Source organism: Janthinobacterium sp. 1L-D-8-B-C4 (assembly GCF_057291295.1).
Genome location: NZ_JBXAVX010000001.1, coordinates 288,437 through 306,057, shown reverse-complemented (window position 1 = coordinate 306,057; position 17,621 = coordinate 288,437). Strand labels below are relative to the sequence as shown.

Sequence of the window (17,621 nt, the reverse complement as noted above, 5' to 3'; positions counted from 1 at the left end):
ATTGCGCCGCATCGAACGATTTTACAAAAATGGAGTAATATACATCCATAAAAGGAGTAATTATGAATCTAGCCTATGCCTACCCCAAGAGCCGCTTCGAACCGGCTGTCCTTGTCGACCTGAACGCCAAAGCCGAGCGCGAGCGCTTGTCGCAGGCGGCGCTGAAAGGCTTTTTCAAGCTGGCGGCCGCATGGAAGCTGCGTGACGACGATGCACGCGAGTTGCTCGGCGGCTTGTCAAGCAGCGCCTGGTACGAATGGAAAAAGAATCCGGACCGGGTGCTGGAAGTGGACCGCATCACGCGCATTTCCTATCTGCTCGGCATCTACAAGGCGCTGCATATTCTGTACGGCGACCAGTTGGCCGACGAATGGGTCAGTCTGCCGAACAAGAACGCCATCTTTGGCGGGCGCACGCCCTTGTCGCAGATGCTGGCCGGCGGCCTGCTGGCCATGCAGACCGTGCGCAAGTTGCTCGATGCGCGGCGTGGCGGGTTGTAACAATGACGCGCTTGCTGCCTGATGGCCTGCCGCCGCGCTCGGCGCTGCGCCAGATCGATACCTGCCGCCTGATCCCGTCGCGCTTTGCCGACATGGAAGACTCGGTGCTGGCGCCGCTGGCCGAAGACAATGATCATCTGGCCGAGCTGTTCGAGCTCGATAACGCCACCAATGCGCGCCTCATCGCCGAGTACGGCGGCACGCCAGGAATTGGCGTGGACGAGCTGGTTTTTGGCGTGCCGAACTTTCGCATCATCAATGCGGCCTACACCTATGCGCGGCCGGAAGGAGCGCGTTTCAACGATGGCGAACGGGGCGCCTGGTATTGCGCCTTCGATATGGAGACGGCGCTGGCCGAGATCATTTTCCACAAGACGGTGGAATACCAGGAGATCGATTATTTTACCGACAGCGTCAGCTACCAGTCGCTGCTGGCCGATTTTTCCGCCACCTTTCACGACCTGCGCGACCAGCCCCGTTTCCAGGCCTGCCTGGACCCGGCCAGCTATATTGCCTCGCAGGAACTGGCGGCCACCTTGCTGGAAGCGGGCTCGATGGGCGTGATCTTTCCCAGCACGCGCCGCCCGGAGGGCACCAACCTGGCCTGTTTCCGCCCGGCCCTGGTGGGCAATGTTCGCAAAGGCGCGGCCTATCGGTTAACATGGCAGGGTACGCCCGTGCCGAGTGTCGAAACACTCTAGCGGACAAGCATTTTCCTATCAAACCAGATTATTCGCATGCAAACCAACCCTGAAAAAGATACCGACCTGCGCCTGAAAGTGAACAGCGAAACGGCCCGCCTGCCCTGGCGCGAGCTGGAAAAGCATTTTGCGCAAGGCAATGTGGTGTGGATCGCCAATGAACTCGACCTGGTCGAAGTGGCCGTGCGCATTTCGCACGACGACAAATCAACCATCACCCAGTGGATGGCCAACGGCCAGCTGGCCAAGGTATCGGACCAGCAGGCGCTGGACTGGCAAACTTCCGACGCTTCGTTGTGGGCGGTGGTCGTCAGTCCGTTTATCCTGGTGCAGCAGGACAAGCCCACCAAACACTGACACCCCCTACAGGCTGTGCTCGAGCATCAGCCGTATCGTGGCGCTGCCTGGCGTGGCCGTCATGCTGTCGCGCAGGCCTTCATCATCGTCATACGACAGACCCTGCACCTGGCTTTGACGCAGCAGATTGGCCAGCGACAGCCGCACGCGCGTCTTGCCATCGGGCTGCCACAAGGCATAGGCGTCCAGCGTGCGCCGCACACCGGTGTAACTGCCGGCCTGCGCATCAAGCCGCGTCCAGCCTCCGGCCTGCACGTTCAGGTTGCCGCCCACGCTCGCCAGCGCCGACAGCCGGTAGTCGATTCCCAGGTTCAAGGTCGCCGGCACTTGGCTGGCCAGCCGGTTGCCCGGACCCGGCACTGCCTCGACGCTCGACCAGTTGCGCGCGGCATTGGCGCGCAGGTCGATCTCGGGCGCGTCTGCAAACCAGGTGCGCAAGGGAAATTTCAAATCCATCTCGACGCCGCGCACCTGCGCCACGCCGTGGTTGAACGGGCTGGCGATCCATACGCCATCTTGTAAATACAGTTGCTGCACGGTGACGTCGCTGATGCGGCGCGCGAATGCCGAGACACTGGCCACGCCGCTCTTGCCGAAATAATGCTCATAGGCCGCATCGAGTCCCCAGGCCAGTTCCGGGCGCAGCGCGGGATTGCCCTGGAAATCGGGATTGGTGGCGCTGTTGGCGTTGTTGACGGTATAGCGGCGCGGTACCAGGTTGCGCGTGATCGGCGCCTTGTAGGTGCGCGCCACAGCCAGGCGCAGCTGGTCGCGGGCGGTTTCCGGCAGCTTCCACAGCAACTGCGCCACCGGGCTCCACACGCCCGAGTTGATTTGCACTGGAGGCAAGGTACGCCCTTCGGTGGTGGTGCGCAGCCCTTCCCAGCGCACGCCCGCATATAGTTGCAACCGTTGCGTCATGTCCCATTCGTCTTGCGCGAAGACGGCCAGGCGTTTCACGTTGGCCACGTAGTCTTCATCGAGCGCATACGGCTGGCTGCCGGCAAAGAAAGTGTCGCGCTGGTGGCGCGCTTCGCTGCGGCGTATCGCGCTGCCATCCCAGCCCATGCTCAGGGTGTGGCCGGCCGCCAGCCGCGCCAGGTATTTGCCGCTGCTGGTGGCACTGTCGTCGATGGCGTTCGAGAGTACCGAGCGCAACAGCAGCGGCACATCGTCCGGGTCGTTGCCGTGAAATGCATAATCCGTGTCGCGCCGGCTGTGGGTGAGGCCCAGCTTGGCGCTCAGCTTGCCGGCCGTGCCGAACGAATGCGTCCAGCCGACATCGCTGCGCGCCGAAAAAATACTGGCTTGGGAAGTGACGGCATTGCGCGGATAGTCGCTGGCAGGCCCCAGCACCAGCGTTTCCCGCGAGGCGCCATCAAAACCGGTGCGGTACCAGTCCAGCAGGCTGAGCCAGGTGACGGTGTCGCCGTTGTCCAGCGTCCAGTTCAGGCGCGGCGTCAAGCTGGCCTTGTTGACCGACGAGGCATTGCGCGACTGCATGCGGCGCAGCGCCAGCGCCTGGCCCTGCGGGCCGAATGCGCGCTCGATATTCAGAGGCGAGGTATCGTCCGCGGTGCGGTCCAGCGCGCCCGTCAGTGCGTAGGCAAAGCCTGGCGACTTGTCGGCCACGCGCAGCGAGGCGGAAGGGTTCCAGCGATCGTCGACACGCCCGCTGCCCAGCTTCCATTCGCGCTCGGCACGGCTGGCGCCCTTGCGCAATACCAGGTTGATGCTGCCGGCGACGGCCTGCATGCTGTATTCGGCGGTCGCGCTGCGCATGATTTCGATGCGCTCGATCATTTCGGGCGCCACCGACTCGATGGAAAAGCCCGGTGGTGCCGGGTCGCCATTGATCAGTATCTGCGTATAGCCTGCGCCGAGGCCGCGCATGCGCACCTCGTTGCCGACCACCGATACGCCGGGCTGGCGTTTCAATACGGCGGCGAGATTATTGTCGCCATACTGGCCGATATCGTCGCGGCCGATAATGATTCTGGCGGCCGTATCGGCTTCGCGCTGCGCGGCGCCGCTGGCGGCCGACACTTCCACGCGCGCCATCGTCACGCTGTCCTGGCTGACGGCGCTGTCCTGCGCATGGCTGGTGGTGGCCATGGCGCAGAGGCACAAGAAAACAAAGGGAGGGATGCTGCAACGGCTGTTCGATGGCATGGGATGGCGATTCGGGTAAAGGTGAGAACTGCAGTATTGCCAAAACCGTGCTGGCCGTCGTCCAGCGTGTGACGAATCACCGCATCCGTGTGACGGCTACCTCAAGGCGCGACGCACGGCATCGAGATAGCGCTCGCTGGCCGGCACCTGCGCGCCACAATGCAAGGTGACGGCATAGGTGCCGTCGCCCGTCACGGCCAGGCCATGCAACTGGGTCTGGCGCACGATGGCACGCCGGTGCACCCTCAAAAAGTGGGCAGGGTCGAGGCAGGTTTCCAATTTACCCAGTGCCACGCGATGCAGGATGGTACGCCGTGCCGCATGCAGTTGTACATAGTTGCCGGCCGACTCCAGCCAGTTTATTTCCTCGACGGCGATACGCTCGATTCGACCGACGGAGCGTACGCTGACATGCGACAGCCATGGCGACGCCGCTGGCGCCAGATAGCCGCGCAAGGCGCGCGCATACGCGCCGCGCTGGGCCAGCGCCAGCATCGCCGCGGCACGTTCCACCGCTTGCGCCAGGCGCGCATCGTCGAGTGGTTTGAGCAAGTAATCGAGCGCATGCACGTCGAAGGCGGCCACCGCATATTCGCTGTAGGCCGTCACGAAAATAATCAGCGGCGGCTCGGCCAGTGCGGCGAGGCTGCGCGCCAGCGCCAGGCCCGACTCCTGTGGCATCTGGATATCGAGGAAAACCACATCGACCGCCTGGGCGGCCAGCGCGGTCCGGGCGGCAGCGGCGCTCGCGCATTCGGCGACGACACGCCATTGGGCGTGCGCAGCCAGTGCATAACGCAAATTGGTGCGGCTCGGGGCTTCATCGTCGACGATCATCGTGTTGATCATCAACACGCCACCTGCAGCGGCATGCGGATTTCGACCAGGAAGCGGCCATCGAGACGCTGCGTCTGCAGCCTGCCCTGCTGGCTCGATGAATGCAGGCGCTCGCGCGTGTTTTGCAAGCCCAGTCCGGCACCGGGATTCGGTGTAGCGTGTGGCTGCAGCGGGTTCGACACGCGTATCAGCACCTCGTTGCCGGACACCGCGAACGACAGGCGTATATCGCTCTCGCCGTCATGGCTGTCGAGATCATGGCGCAGCGCATTTTCGATCAGCGGCTGCAACAGCAGCGGCGGACAGTCGCCATGCCGTACCTGCTCGCTGTCACCGTCGATGGAAAACCGCAGTCGCGCACCGTAGCGCAGCCTTTGCAGCGACAGGTAGTCATGCACGAATCGCAGTTCTTCACCGATGGTCACTGTCTCGCGTGCGCCCGCCGCCAGCGCATAACGCAGCAAGTCGCTCAAGCGCGCGATGCCCGACAGCGCCAGCGGGCCGTCGCCCGTACGCACCAGCGCGCTGATCGCATTGAGGGCGTTGAAGATAAAATGCGGCTCCAGTTGCGCACGCAGCGCCAGCATGCGCTGCTGTTCCAGGGCCAGTTGCAAGGCCAGGTTATCGCTTTGCGCAAGCCGCCAGGCAGCCTCGCGCGCCCGCGCAAGACGTCGGTTGCCGATCGCCGCCATCGCCACCACCGTGCCGCTCATCCAGGCAAATTCTGTAAACAAGTTAAACATGGACATGGATCCGAAGGCTGACCGCATGGCCGCGAGCGAGACGCCAGCACCCCGGAAAAACACATCGCAGAACGCCACATACAGCCATTCCAGCGGCAAGAAGGAAAGCAGCAGGGCCACATACACCAGGGCGCTGCGCCGGGCGCTGTCGAACAGGGCATGCCAGCGGCCCAGCGCCAATGACAGGCCACAGCTGAGCATCATCATGGGCACGTGATATACCAGCCAGCGCAGCAGGAAATGGCCATAGCCGTGCCAGCCCTGGACTGCCTGGTCGCGCCAGGAGCCGAGTGCGCCGACCGCACAAATCGCCGCCCAGACGGCGCTGTGCGAGACGATGGCGCTGACGATGGTCAGCAAGGCTGGCCAGGCCGGAAACAAGGGCGCATTGGGGGTCTTCATGCGCGCCGAGTATAGCAGCGGCATGGCGCCTGCCGGCGGCAAATCAACCCGGCAAGGCGGGGTTTCGTCACAAACACGATCAAGAAGGCCAAGCCAAAGCCAGCTTGCCGGTCACGCCTGCCCCGGGCAGTGTTCGCCAAAACCGCGTCTGTCGGCTAACATGGCGGGCCCCGCACTTGGCGAACTGATACCGCATGCAAACCACCCCAGCTCACCCTCCTTTGCGCCTGCGCACGCTGATCGACGCGGCCGCGCTCGAACGCATGGCGCCAGCCCTCGAAGCGCACTTCCACGCCAGGCTGCTGGCGAACCGGGTGCGCGGCGGCGTCGACCAGCGACTGCAGGCCAGTGAGCGGCAGATGCAGCAGGCATTTGCGCGCGCGCCCAAGATGCACGCCGTGATGGTATGGAGCAGCGTGATCGGCCTGGCGACGGCGCTGGCGTTTGCCGTGGGTGGCGGCCTGCTGGTGCACGGCGTTCGGCTGGACCTTGTTTGCCTGGCTTTTTTCGGCCTGATTTTTGCCTTGCTGGTGCTGGTGCCGCGCGTGATCAGCTGGCAGCAGCAGCCGTGGGAATGGCTGTGGCGCACCCTGGCACGGCGCCTGGTCAACCAACAGCTGAAAAGTGCGCGCGCACTGGCGCCGTTCGAGGCACAGTACGATATTGATGATATCGATGGCGACGCCAGGCAGGTTACCTATACCCGCATCACAAAGGCAGCCGGCACGGTACGCTGGACGCGCACCCTGGCCGGCCCCGGCATTTTTGGCAACGGCTACAGCCTGTTTTTTGAGCCCTCCCCATCCATGCATTGCGTGCTGTTGCTGCATGCACGCGATGCGCGACTGGAGGAAATGTTCGCTCAGTGCCCGCCGCCCAGGTAGGCCGCAATCACCTTCGGATCGGTTTTGAGGCTGTGCGCGGGACCATGCACCGAGATGCTGCCGTTTTCCAGCACATAGCCATAATCGGCCACGTTCAGGGCGGCGGCGGCGAACTGTTCCACCAGCAGCATGGTCACGCCCTCGCCCTTCAGCCGCGTGATAATGCGGAACACTTCTTCCACCAGGATCGGCGCCAGGCCCATCGACGGTTCGTCGAGCAAAATCACTTCCGGGTTCAGCATCACGGCGCGCGCCATGGCCAGCATCTGCTGCTCGCCGCCGGACAAGGTGCCGGCCAGCTGGTGCTGGCGCTCTTTCAAGCGAGGAAACAGTTCCAGCGCCTTTTCCAGGTCGCGCTTGATATCGCCTTTCGGCCGCGCCCGCGTAAAGCGGGGAAAAGCGCCCAGCAGCAGATTGTCGGTGACCGACATCGAGGCGAACACGCGCCGCCCTTCCGGCGAATGGGCCAGGCCGGCGCGGGCGATCTTGTGCGAATCGAGACCCGTCACGTCCTTGCCACCCAGGGTGACGCTGCCCGACTTGGGCTTGATCATGCCGGAAATGGCGCGCATGGTGGTGGTCTTGCCGGCGCCGTTCGAGCCGATCAGGGTGACCAGCTTGCCTTTGGGCACCTCCAGGGAAATGCCGTGCAGCACTTCGACTTTGCCGTAGGCGGCATGCAGATTGTTAATGGTCAGCATGGTCTTCCTCTCAATGGGGCGCGGTGGCCAGGGTCTCTTCGCTGCCGCCCAGATAGGCTTCGATCACTTTCGGATCGCTCTGCACGGCACTCGGGATGCCTTCGGCAATCTTCTGGCCAAAGTCCAGCACCGTCACCACGTCGGACAAGGCCATCACCACGTCCATATGGTGCTCGATCAGAATGATGGTGATGCCGTGTTCGCGGATCTTGCGGATGATCGCCATCAGTTCCTTGATATCGGGCGCGGTAAGCCCCGCGGCCGGTTCATCGAGCAGCAGCAAACGTGGATTGAGCCCCAGCGCGCGGCCGATTTCCAGCAGCCGCTGCTTGCCATACGGCAGGTTGCGCGCCTCCTCGTTGGCCAGGTCCGCCAGGCCGACGAATTCAAGGATGCTGGCGGCCCGCGCACGCGCCGCCTTTTCCTCGCGCTTGTAGCGCGGCGTCTGCAGCATCACGTCGAGCACGTTGGACTGAAACGTGTTGTGCAGTCCCACCAGCACGTTTTCGGTGGCCGTCATTTCGCCGAACAGCTGCACGTTCTGGAACGTGCGCGCCACGCCGCCCAAGGCAATTTCGGACGGCGTGCGGCCCGAAATCACGGCGCCGGCAAATTCCACCTTGCCGGCGGTCGGCTTGTAGATGCCGGTCAGCACATTCATCATGGTGCTCTTGCCGGAGCCGTTCGGCCCGATCAGGCCATGGACCGAGCCTTGCGTGACGTTCAGGTCGACCTGGTTCAGCGCTTTCAGGCCGCCGAACTGCATCAGCGCCTGGTCCACCCGCAGCAAGGTCGCACCCTGCTGGCCACCTTGCGCGTGGTCAAATGGCGCCACCCCCGTGGCGGCCACGGCAGCCACATGGCGCCGGCCCTTGCCGACAAAGCTCATCAGGAAGCCGACGATGCCGTCTTGCAGGTAGTACACGACGAACAGGGTCATCAGGCCAAAGATGGTCAAACGCCAGTCGACCATATTGTCGAGCTTGTAGGAAAACGCGGCCAGGCCGATGGTGGCCACCACCGGCACGATCACGCCGCGCACGGTAGTGCGTTTCCTGGCCAGCATGAATGCAGAACCGATCACACCCAGCACGGCGGCGGCCACCGCAATCTTGCGGAACAATTCGATGTCCGACAGCAGGCTGGGCAGCATCACGACAATCAGCGCGCCGATCAATGAACCCGAGCGCGTCTTGCGTCCGCCCATGATCACGGCCAGCAGGAACAATATCGTCAGCTCGAAGTTGTAGGTATTCGGCGAGATATATTCTTCCGAGTACGCATACAGGCTGCCGGCCAGGCCGGCGAAACCGGCGCTGATGACAAACGCATAGACCTTGTAGCGATACACCGATACGCCCATGCAGTCCGAGGCGATCGGGCTGTCGCGCAGCGCCTCGAAGGCGCGGCCCAGGTTCGATTTCAGGATGCGGTGCACCACGATCAGCGAGATCACCATCAGCGCGGCCACCATGTAGTAATACTCGACTTCCGACAGTTTATGGCCGAACATCGACGGCTTGTGGATCTTGATGCCCATCGGGCCTTCAGTCAGGAAGCTCATCTCGTTGATCAAAATTTGTACGATGGTGCCGAAAGCCAAGGTGACCATGGCCAGGTACGGGCCCGTCACGCGCAAGGCCGGCAAGGCCAGGATGGCACCGAATACGGCAGCGCCCACGATGCTGGCGGGCATGGCCAGCCAGAACGGCAGGCCCAGCTTGAATACCAGCACGCCCGTGGCGTACGAGCCGATGCCGAACAAGCCGGCGTGGCCCAGCGACACCTGGCCCGTGTAGCCGACCACGATATCGAGGCCGAACAGCAGGATGGCGTAGATCAATATGGTTTCGGCAAGGTGAATATAGTAGGGATTCGGGATAACGACCGGGAACAGCGCGAGCACGGCCAGCCCTGCCAGGCTTAGCGCCAGCTTGGTGATGTTGTTCATATATTCCTCAGACTTTCTTGATCGCGGCTTTGCCGAACAGGCCGGACGGCTTGATGGCCAACACCAGCAGCAGCAACAGCAGGCCCGGCACTTCCTTGTAGCCGGTGGAGATGTAATAGCCGGTAGTGGTCTCGGCGATGCCCAGGATCAGGCCGCCGACGATGGCGCCCACGCCCGAGGTCAGCCCGCCGATAATCGCCACCGCAAACGCTTTCAGGCCCAGCGAAGCGCCCATGGTGGCGCCGGTCAGTGTCAGGGGTGCGACCAGCACGCCGGCAAACGCAGCCGTGGCGGACGACAGCGCATAAGAAAACGTGATCACCATGCCGGTATTGATACCCATCAAACCGGCCGCGTCGCGGTCGTTGGCGGTGGCCACCACGGCCTTGCCGTAGATCGACTTGCGGTTGAACAGTTCGACCGCCAGCATGATGGCCAGCGCGCCGATGATCACCGCCACCTGCATCTGTTGCACATTGGCGCCGAATAGCTGGAACGGCGCCGAGCTGAGCGGCGAAGGGAACATCAGGTCATCCTTGCCCCAGATGTTTTCCGCCACGTTTTTAAAGATGATTGCAAGCGCGATGGTCGACATGATCCAGCCGAATTCGGACTTGATCTTGATCGCGGGCCGCACGCCGATCCACTCGACGAACACGCCCTGCAGCGCGCCGAAGGCGATGACGATCGGGATCATCAGCAGATAGCTCATGTAGGGGCCGCCGTGGATGGTGCCCACCAGTGACAGGCCAACCAGCGCGCCCAGCATCAGGGACTCGCCCTGGCCGAAATTGAGGGTGCCGGAAGTGGCAAAGGTGAGTTGATAGCCAAAAGCGATGACGGCATAAATCATGCCCAATGCAACGCCGCTAAAGACTAGCTGCAGGAAGATTTCCATGGTATTCCCCGGGTGGCGGCAGGAAAGTATCTGCCGACGGACGACAAAAGAATGGCCAGGCTTGATTCACTCAAGGCTGGCCACGGGACAAGATCTGAACGCGGGCTTATTTGGCCTGCACGACCTTGCCGTCCTTGACTTCGCCAAACACCGTCAGGTCGGCGGTAATCGCTTCATGGTCGGTCTTGCTGAACGGTTTGTCGTAGGTGGTGACGGCGCCTTCCACTTTTTCCGTCAGGTTTTCCAGTGCGGCGCGCACTTTCGGGCCATCGGTGCCACCGGCCTGCTTGAAGGCCGCAGCGAGCAGGTAGATGGAATCGTAGCCTTGCGCAGCCGACACGGCCGACGGCATGCGCCCGCCCGATGGCTTGTAGGTGGCTACATAGGCGTCGATAAAGGCCTTGCGCTTGGGCGTGCTGGCGTCCTGGATAAAGGTTTGCGGCATGCGCGTGCCGTTGCCGTTCTTGCCGGCATTGTCGATGAAGTTGCCCATGGCCAGGGTCCAGCTGCCGATCAGCGGCACTTTCCAGCCCAGTTTTTCCATGCCGTTGGCAATTTGCGCCAGTTCCGGGCCGATGCCGTAGGTCAGCACCACTTCGGCGCCGGCCTGCTTGGCTTTGAGCAGCTGGGCCGTCATGTCGACGTCCTTGATGTTGTATTTCTCGACCACCACCGCTTTCAGGCCCTTTTTGTCGAGCGCTTTTTCCAGGTCTTCACGGCCCAGCTGGCCGTAGTTGGTGGAGTCGGCCAGGATCGCCACTTTCTTGAAATTGCGGCGCGTGACGGCTTCCTCGACGATCATGTGCGACTGGATCTGGTCGTTGGCGGCGTTGCGGAAGATATAGTTTTCAGGCTGGTCGGCAAACTGCTTGGTGACGATGGAGCCGGTGGCCACATTGTTCATCACGGGAATCTTGGCTTCCTGGTAGAAGCGCTGCGAGGCCAGCGCCACGCCCGTGTTGATATAGCCGACGGTGGCGGCGACTTTTTCCTTGTTGATCAGTTCCTGGGCGATCTGCACGCCGCGTTCGTTCTTGGCTTCGTCGTCGCGCTCGATCAGCAGCAGCGAACGGCCCAGCACGCCGCCCTTGGCATTGATTTCGGCTACGGCCAGCTTCACGCCGTCGCGCATCGACACGCCCATCGGCGCAGAGCCGCCCGTAAACGGACCCGATACGCCAATCTTGATCGGGTCGGCTGCGACCGCCATTTGCGAGAAACCCAACACCAAACTTGCCACAAGCAATTTCTGTTTGAACTTCATTGTCATCTCCTCTGATACAACGTTTTTAAGCCACTTATTTTTATAGTCGTACGCTGGATAACCGCCCCATCGATAAATCATTGTAGGTTAGTAATGTACCCCCAGCAACAACTACATATGACGCGTCGCAACATATCAAAAACAACATATTGCATGAACGGCTGTCAGTATTCTGTAAGGAATCTATGACTCAAAATGGGTGTCCTGCACTCTTCAAACGGACTGACCTGGCGCAATGTGACGCTGCACGCCCATGCTAAGGTCAGCGATGCCAGCGCTCGCAGGCAAGGCTGTCTCGCCAACAACATCGTCCGGAGGCCCCATGCAAAGCCGTTCATTCCTTCATCGCCCGGCCGCCATCGGCCTGCTTGCAGGCCTGCTGCTGAGCGGCTGCGCCAGCAATCTCGGTTCCGTGCGCAGCGTGGGCGAACAGACACAAAAAATGTCCGCCGCCATCCATCCCGTGCTCGCTGGTGCGGCCGACAGTTGCATGGCAAAAGCCATGCGCCGGCAATTGATCACGGCGACGCGCTTTGACGCACAGGCCAGCGAACAGGCGGCGCGCCAGCGCTGCATCATGGAAGAAAAGATGAGTCCGCGCCTGGTCGCGCTCAACGATGTGCTGATCGCGTATGGCAAGGTGCTGGCGGACACCTCCGACAAAAAATTACCGTCTTACAAAGAACAATTCAAGGGGCTGGACGAGGCGCTCGGTGGACTGGAGCAACCAGGCGACGGCACGCCGTTGCTGGACGCCAGTCAATTGTCGATTGTCATGAAACTGGCGCGCTACCTGAGCGCCATGGCAACCCAGCGCATGCAGAAAGCCAGCCTGCGCGAGCTGCTGGCGCAGCAAGAGGCCGTCAATATCACCAGCAATGCGCTCAAGGAATATGCGCTGCGCATCCACCTGCCCAATCTGCGCGAGGAGGCGCGCGAAGTAGGCCAGTTGCGTGGCGCCGTCGGCGCCATGTCGGGCACGGAACCGCTGGCTGCCAATTATGTCGGTACCCATTTGTATCAGGAAAGCAAGCTGCTGGCGCAGCGGCAACAGGCCGCCACCGCCTATGTGGAGGCGATCACGGCCATGCAACAGAGCCTGGCGGCACTGGCCGCGCATCTCGACAACCTGCAGGATCCGCAAGCGCTGGCCCAGGTCGACGATTTTGCGCAGCGCGTCGCCGTGCTGGAACGCCAGGTCGCCCTGCCCTCGCCCTCACGCTGGTAACTGACAGGAGCCCATCATGGCCACGCCCCATGCATTGACGAAAGAAGAGACCTACGCCATCGCCGACAGCCTGGCCCAGGCATCGAGCCTGCTGCTGGACTTGCGTATCCGCCAGCGCGCCACCTTGTCGCAGGAAGAACAGGTGCTGCTGGAAAAACATGAAGACCACCTGGACATGCTGGTATCGCTGTTTCGCGCCTACGGCATCTATCTGATCACCGAGGATGCGCAGCAAGCCAGCGGCGACGTGTTACAGGCGATAGACAAGGGCAAGGCCAGGCTCAAGCGCATCACCGACATCAAGGCCGGCATTGACACGGCAGCCAAGCTGGTCAACCTGGGCGCCGCCATCTTGTCGCGCGATCCGGGCGCGTTGCTGGAGGCGGCCGCCAGCCTGCGCAGCAAGCCGAAAAAAGATGATGCGCCATCCTGACTAGGGCTCCGGCTGGCGGTGTCCCATCGCATGTTCCGCCATCTTGAAGTACAAGGCCGCCTGCTTCGGGTCCACCGCATGGCCCATCGTACCCTCCTGCAAGGCGATGGCCTTTTGCATCAGCGCTTCCGGATAGTCCAGCGCGCAGGCGGCGTCGAGCCAGTGGCGCGCCCGGGCCGCATCGCTAGCCATCAACATATTGGCCGCGACAAACATCGCTGGCGCCACCTGGCGCTGTCCCGCCAGTTCCAGCCAGTGCAAGGCGGCAGCACTGTCCTGCGCGCCACCCATGCCGTTCTTGAGCATCAGCCCCAGGTAATATGCGGCCGCGCCGCTACCCTTGCCGGCCGCCTGTTCGAACAGCAGCCGCGCCTGCGGTGCACCGGCCTCGCCCGAGCGCATCAAAAGCCTGGCCTGCGCCACTTGCGCGCTGATGTCCTGCGCAGCAGCAGCTGGGGCGAGTGCCAGCAGCGCGGCCATCAGCAGCGCATGCAACCTCACTTGGACAGGTCGAGCTGATACAGCGCAAAGCCCTTGCCCGCGCCATCGTCAGCCTTCAGCTGTGTCACATTGCCGATGCCGGCCGCTTGCGCCAGATCAAGCACGTTGGGCGCCGTATGGAACACTACCGGGCCCTTGGTGGCGGCCCTGGCAAAGCGCCAGCTGCGTGCTGCGCCGTTTTTCGCGCGCGTCAGCGCCTTTTCTTGCGTGACATAGGCGATCAGCAAGTCGCGGTTGTTGTCGGGCGAGGCCAGCACCGTCTTGCTGCCGTCCAGGCCAGGGAAATTGCCGCCGCCGCTGGCGCGGTAGTTATTGGTGGCGATCAGAAATTCCTGTTGCGCGTCGACCGCCTTGCCCTGGTAGCTCAAACCCTTGATGCGCTGGCCGGGTGGCTGCGTCACATCGATCTCGTAGCTGATATCTTTGCTGGTGATGGTGTCGAAGTTGTAGCTCGGATGGGCTGTATTGATCAGTTCCTGCGGCGCCGCCTGGTTCGGATCGATGGTATTGAAGCGCCGGGCAGAGTGTTCCAGCCAGGCTTTCAGTTCCGCGCCCGTCATCTTGACGCCGTACAGGGCGTTCGGATACAGGTACAGGTCGGCTGCATTGTTGAGCGCCACATTGCCGGCCTTTACATCGGTATAGTCGGTGACGCCAGCCGAACCGCTCTTGAACGGCGACGACATCGACAGCACCGGCAAGCTGGCGTACTGCGGCAGATTGGCCTTGACATAGGCTGCCAGGTAAGCCGTCTGCGCCTGGTTCACCACTTCGATGGCGCTGATGTCGCCGACGTCGGCAAAATAGGTCGACATGCGGAAATCGGTAGCGCCGACCGGCGTTTGCACATAGGCGATGGTGGCAGCATGTTCGGCCGCCACCAGTTTTGCGATCGCCGCGTCCGGTTCGACATAACTCTTGTCGGCGTTCTGGATGCCGCGCGCCTCGACCGTGGTTTGCGCCTTGTCGATGACCCACTGCTTGCCATCGTGGCGCAGGCGCAGGCCAATCACGCCCAGGTGCTTGCCCCACAGATTGGCCATTACGGTCGGCACGCCATTGACCAGGCCACGGGCCTTGTCGACGCCAGGCAAATTAAATTGCGGCACGGTGCTGGCCGCGTTCGGGAACAGCTGGTGCGAGTGGCCGATCAGCATGGCGTCCACGCCCGGCACTTGCGACAAGTAATAATTGCCGTTTTCCATGGTCGGCGAATATGGGCTGTTGTCCAGGCCGCCGTGCGAAATGGCCACCACCAGCTCGGCGCCCCTGGCGCGCATTTCAGGGATGAATTTTTCCGCTGTCTCGCGCACCCCTTGCGTATAGACGCGCCCTTCCAGCCAGCGCTTGTCCCACGACATGATGGTCGGCGGCGCGAAGCTGATGATGCCGACCTTCACCGTGCTGGTAATCATCTTGCCATCGGCGCCGACTGCGGTGATTTGCTTGTCGATAATGTGATACGGCGCGAACAGCGGCTTGCCGCTTTTTACGCTGTAGACATTGGCCAGCACTTGCGGGAACTGCGGCCCGGCGCAGCGCGGTTTGGCTGCATCGACGCTGTCGACATCGAAGCGGTTGCCCGTCACCTGGCTCAGGAAGGCCAGGCCATAATTGAATTCATGGTTGCCGATGCCGCCGCCATCGACCTTCAGCAAATTCATCGCCTTGTAGATGGCCAGCGTCTGGTCGCAGGCCAGCGGTTTGACCAGCGCCTGGTAGTCGGCCAGCGCCGTGCCCTGGATGGTGTCGCCATTGTCGAGCAGCAGGTTGTTCGGAAATTCGCCGCGCGCCTGGGAGATCAGGGCGGCCGTGCGTTCCAGGCCGATCGACGGCTCGTCCTGCAGCTTGTAATAGTCATAGCTGAGCACATTGGCGTGCAAGTCTGTCGTCTCCAGCAGCGCCAGCGTAGCCGTGCTGCCGGCCGGGGTGGACGCTGGCGTGGTCGCCGGCGACAAGACACCACAGCCGGCCAGCAGCATTGGCAACAGGGCGAGACAGGGAAGTTGACGCATGATGTATTCCTATGGAAAGACAATATCGCCAGCATCATACGCAGCACCGCTGGCGCCATCAAGCGATTCCCTGCCATGCCGCCAGCATGAACAGGTGATGTTTGGAAGAAAAATAGCCGATTATTGCTTGCCAAAGCCGTAATTGCGCCATGCTGCCGTGAGAAACCGTTTGTGCTCGCGTATAATGCAGGGTTTGATTTCACCATAGAAGACTAGAAAATCATGGAAGCCGAACGCATCAATATCATCTCCGCCCTGCTCTCCGACCTGACGGTCCGCGAAGCCGAACTTCGGAGGTATCTTTGACTTCACTGTCAAGTCGGAGAAACTAGAGCAAGTCAACGAAGAACTGGAAGACCCTACCGTCTGGAACGATCCCAAGCGCGCCCAGGATCTCGGTAAAGAGAAGAAGGCACTCGAAGCCATCGTCTTTACCCTGACCAAGGCCGACGCCGACCTGCGCGACACGGCGGATCTGTTTGCCATGGCCCGCGAAGAAGGCGACGACGAGACGCTTGAAGCGATCGAAGGCGACGTGCAGGAGATCCTCAAGGTCATCGAAAGCATGGAGTTCCGCCGGATGTTCAACAATCCGATGGACCCGAACAACTGCTTCATCGACATCCAGGCGGGCGCCGGCGGTACCGAAGCCCAGGACTGGGCCTCGATGCTGCTGCGCCAGTACCTGCGCTATTGCGAACGCAAGGGCTTCAAGGTCGAGATCCTCGAGCAATCCGATGGCGAGGTGGCCGGCATCAAGACCGCCACCCTGAAAGTCGAAGGCGATCACGCCTATGGCTTCCTGCGCACGGAAACCGGCGTGCACCGCCTGGTGCGCAAGTCGCCGTTCGACTCGGCCAATGGCCGCCACACCTCGTTTACGTCGCTGTTCGTGTATCCGGAAGTCGACGATTCGATCGAGATCGACGTCAATCCGGCCGATATCCGCGTCGATACCTACCGCGCCTCGGGCGCCGGTGGCCAGCACATCAATAAAACCGACTCCGCAGTGCGCATGACGCACGCGCCGACCGGCATCGTGGTGCAGTGCCAGAACGACCGTTCGCAGCACCGCAACCGTGCCGAAGCGATGGAAATGCTGAAGGCCAAGCTGTACGAACATGAATTGCGCAAGCGCATGAGCGAACAGCAGAAGCTGGAAGACTCGAAGACCGACGTCGGCTGGGGCCACCAGATCCGTTCCTACGTGCTGGATCAGTCCCGCATCAAGGACTTGCGCACCGGCTTCGAGACGGGCAATACCAAGGGCGTACTCGATGGCGACATCGACGAGTTCATTTCCGCTTCCCTGAAACAAGGCGTATAACAGTTGACCTCACAGATGACCACTTCCCAGCGTGCCTTGATCTTCGACATGGATGGCACCATCGTCGACAACATGGCCTTCCACACCAAATCGTGGCTGGAGTTTTTCCAGCGCCGTGGTCATGTGATCGACCCCGATGCCTTTTTCCTCGACACGGCGGGGCGCCAGGGCCATGAAATCATGCGCAGCTACCTGGGCGAAGATGTCGACCATGTCACCCTGAATGCCGAAAAGGAAGCGCTGTACCGCGAGCTGTACGCGCCGCACCTGGCCACCGTGCCCGGCTTCGACCTGCTCATCGCCAGGGCTGCCGCCGCCGGTATCAAACTGGTAGTCGGCACCGCCGCGCCGGACGAGAACATCGTCTTTACGCTCGATGGCCTGGACTTGCGCAGCAAGTTCGACGCCATCGTCGGCGCCGGCGACGTTGCGCGCGGCAAGCCGAACCCGGACGTGTTCCTGGCCGGCGCCGAGAAAGTGGGCGCGCTGCCAGAGAACTGCATCGTCTTCGAAGACGCGCCGCTGGGCGTGGAAGCGGCGCGCCGCGCCGGCATGCGCGCGGTGGTGCTGACCACCACCTTGCCAGCGTCGGCCTTTGCCGAATTCGACAACGTGATCTGCATCGCCGCCAATTTTGCCGAACTCGATCTCGACGCGCTGTTCGCCAGCACGCCCGCCATGGCCACACCCATTTAATCAACAAGAAC

17 protein-coding genes are annotated in these 17,621 nt (G+C 62.1%); 8 read left to right on the top strand and 9 right to left on the bottom strand.

Features of this window, described 5'->3' with window-relative positions; all coding sequences use genetic code 11:
• Window positions 1-62: 62 nt before the first annotated feature.
• Genes AC0Z42_RS01425 through AC0Z42_RS01415 form a run of 3 tightly spaced genes read left to right on the top strand, consistent with a single transcriptional unit; the run spans window position 63 to window position 1,558 of the window.
• Entirely contained in the window at window positions 63-500 is a 438-nt protein-coding gene (locus AC0Z42_RS01425) for an antitoxin Xre/MbcA/ParS toxin-binding domain-containing protein (RefSeq protein WP_312436086.1), read from the top strand.
• 2 nt (window positions 501-502) lie between these two features.
• On the top strand, window positions 503-1,201 hold the full coding sequence (locus tag AC0Z42_RS01420; RefSeq protein WP_485466442.1) for an RES family NAD+ phosphorylase: 699 nt from the start codon (window positions 503-505) through the stop codon (window positions 1,199-1,201).
• Between the two features lie 36 nt (window positions 1,202-1,237).
• Complete coding sequence (locus tag AC0Z42_RS01415) at window positions 1,238-1,558, top strand: DUF2288 domain-containing protein (protein WP_485466441.1); 321 nt, start codon at window positions 1,238-1,240, stop codon at window positions 1,556-1,558.
• Between the two features lie 6 nt (window positions 1,559-1,564).
• Here AC0Z42_RS01415 and AC0Z42_RS01410 read toward each other — a convergent pair whose 3' ends face one another.
• The 3 genes from AC0Z42_RS01410 to AC0Z42_RS01400 form a co-directional block, all read right to left on the bottom strand.
• A complete protein-coding gene (locus tag AC0Z42_RS01410; RefSeq protein WP_485466440.1) occupies window positions 1,565-3,673 on the bottom strand; it encodes a TonB-dependent receptor plug domain-containing protein in 2,109 nt (702 codons plus the stop codon).
• A gap of 153 nt (window positions 3,674-3,826) precedes the next feature.
• Window positions 3,827-4,579, bottom strand: coding sequence for a LytR/AlgR family response regulator transcription factor (locus AC0Z42_RS01405; protein WP_485466439.1), 753 nt, complete (start codon window positions 4,577-4,579; stop codon window positions 3,827-3,829).
• Window positions 4,579-5,712, bottom strand: a complete 1,134-nt coding sequence (locus AC0Z42_RS01400) for a sensor histidine kinase (RefSeq protein WP_485466438.1) — start codon at window positions 5,710-5,712, stop codon at window positions 4,579-4,581. The genes AC0Z42_RS01405 and AC0Z42_RS01400 overlap by 1 nt, the downstream gene beginning before the upstream one ends.
• Window positions 5,713-5,906: 194 nt before the next feature.
• Between AC0Z42_RS01400 and AC0Z42_RS01395 the strand changes: the two genes are divergently transcribed.
• Complete coding sequence (locus tag AC0Z42_RS01395) at window positions 5,907-6,596, top strand: hypothetical protein (protein ID WP_485466437.1); 690 nt, start codon at window positions 5,907-5,909, stop codon at window positions 6,594-6,596.
• Here the strand turns inward: AC0Z42_RS01395 and AC0Z42_RS01390 are convergent.
• From AC0Z42_RS01390 to AC0Z42_RS01375, 4 genes are all read right to left on the bottom strand, one after another.
• A complete protein-coding gene (locus AC0Z42_RS01390; protein WP_485466436.1) occupies window positions 6,575-7,297 on the bottom strand; it encodes an ABC transporter ATP-binding protein in 723 nt (240 codons plus the stop codon). The genes AC0Z42_RS01395 and AC0Z42_RS01390 overlap by 22 nt on opposite strands.
• 10 nt (window positions 7,298-7,307) lie before the next feature.
• Window positions 7,308-9,248, bottom strand: a complete 1,941-nt coding sequence (locus AC0Z42_RS01385) for a branched-chain amino acid ABC transporter ATP-binding protein/permease (RefSeq protein WP_485466435.1) — start codon at window positions 9,246-9,248, stop codon at window positions 7,308-7,310.
• A 7-nt stretch (window positions 9,249-9,255) separates the two neighbouring features.
• Entirely contained in the window at window positions 9,256-10,146 is an 891-nt protein-coding gene (locus AC0Z42_RS01380) for a branched-chain amino acid ABC transporter permease (protein ID WP_485466434.1), read from the bottom strand.
• Window positions 10,147-10,252: 106 nt separating this feature from the next.
• Window positions 10,253-11,410: an ABC transporter substrate-binding protein gene (locus AC0Z42_RS01375; RefSeq protein ID WP_485466433.1), complete on the bottom strand. Its 1,158-nt coding sequence runs from the start codon at window positions 11,408-11,410 to the stop codon at window positions 10,253-10,255.
• A 322-nt stretch (window positions 11,411-11,732) separates the two neighbouring features.
• Between AC0Z42_RS01375 and AC0Z42_RS01370 the strand changes: the two genes are divergently transcribed.
• Window positions 11,733-12,638 carry a hypothetical protein gene (locus tag AC0Z42_RS01370; protein ID WP_485466432.1) on the top strand — a complete coding sequence of 302 codons (906 nt, stop codon included), beginning with the start codon at window positions 11,733-11,735 and terminating at the stop codon, window positions 12,636-12,638.
• A 16-nt stretch (window positions 12,639-12,654) separates the two neighbouring features.
• Complete coding sequence (locus AC0Z42_RS01365; protein ID WP_485466431.1) at window positions 12,655-13,071, top strand: hypothetical protein; 417 nt, start codon at window positions 12,655-12,657, stop codon at window positions 13,069-13,071.
• Here the strand turns inward: AC0Z42_RS01365 and AC0Z42_RS01360 are convergent, their stop codons facing one another.
• Window positions 13,072-13,551, bottom strand: a complete 480-nt coding sequence (locus tag AC0Z42_RS01360; protein WP_485466430.1) for an SEL1-like repeat protein — start codon at window positions 13,549-13,551, stop codon at window positions 13,072-13,074. It lies immediately after the preceding gene.
• Window positions 13,552-13,568: 17 nt separating this feature from the next.
• Entirely contained in the window at window positions 13,569-15,587 is a 2,019-nt protein-coding gene (locus AC0Z42_RS01355; RefSeq protein WP_485466429.1) for a bifunctional 2',3'-cyclic-nucleotide 2'-phosphodiesterase/3'-nucleotidase, read from the bottom strand.
• Between the two features lie 222 nt (window positions 15,588-15,809).
• Between AC0Z42_RS01355 and prfB the strand changes: the two genes are divergently transcribed.
• Window positions 15,810-16,914 (top strand): peptide chain release factor 2 gene (prfB, locus tag AC0Z42_RS01350; protein WP_485466428.1). Its coding sequence is split into 2 segments (ribosomal slippage): window positions 15,810-15,890 and window positions 15,892-16,914, totalling 1,104 coding nucleotides; the frame shifts between segments, so codons are not numbered across the junction.
• A gap of 15 nt (window positions 16,915-16,929) precedes the next feature.
• Window positions 16,930-17,610 (top strand): HAD family hydrolase, encoded by a 681-nt coding sequence (locus AC0Z42_RS01345; protein WP_485466427.1) that lies wholly within the window; start codon window positions 16,930-16,932, stop codon window positions 17,608-17,610.
• Window positions 17,611-17,621: the final 11 nt, after the last annotated feature.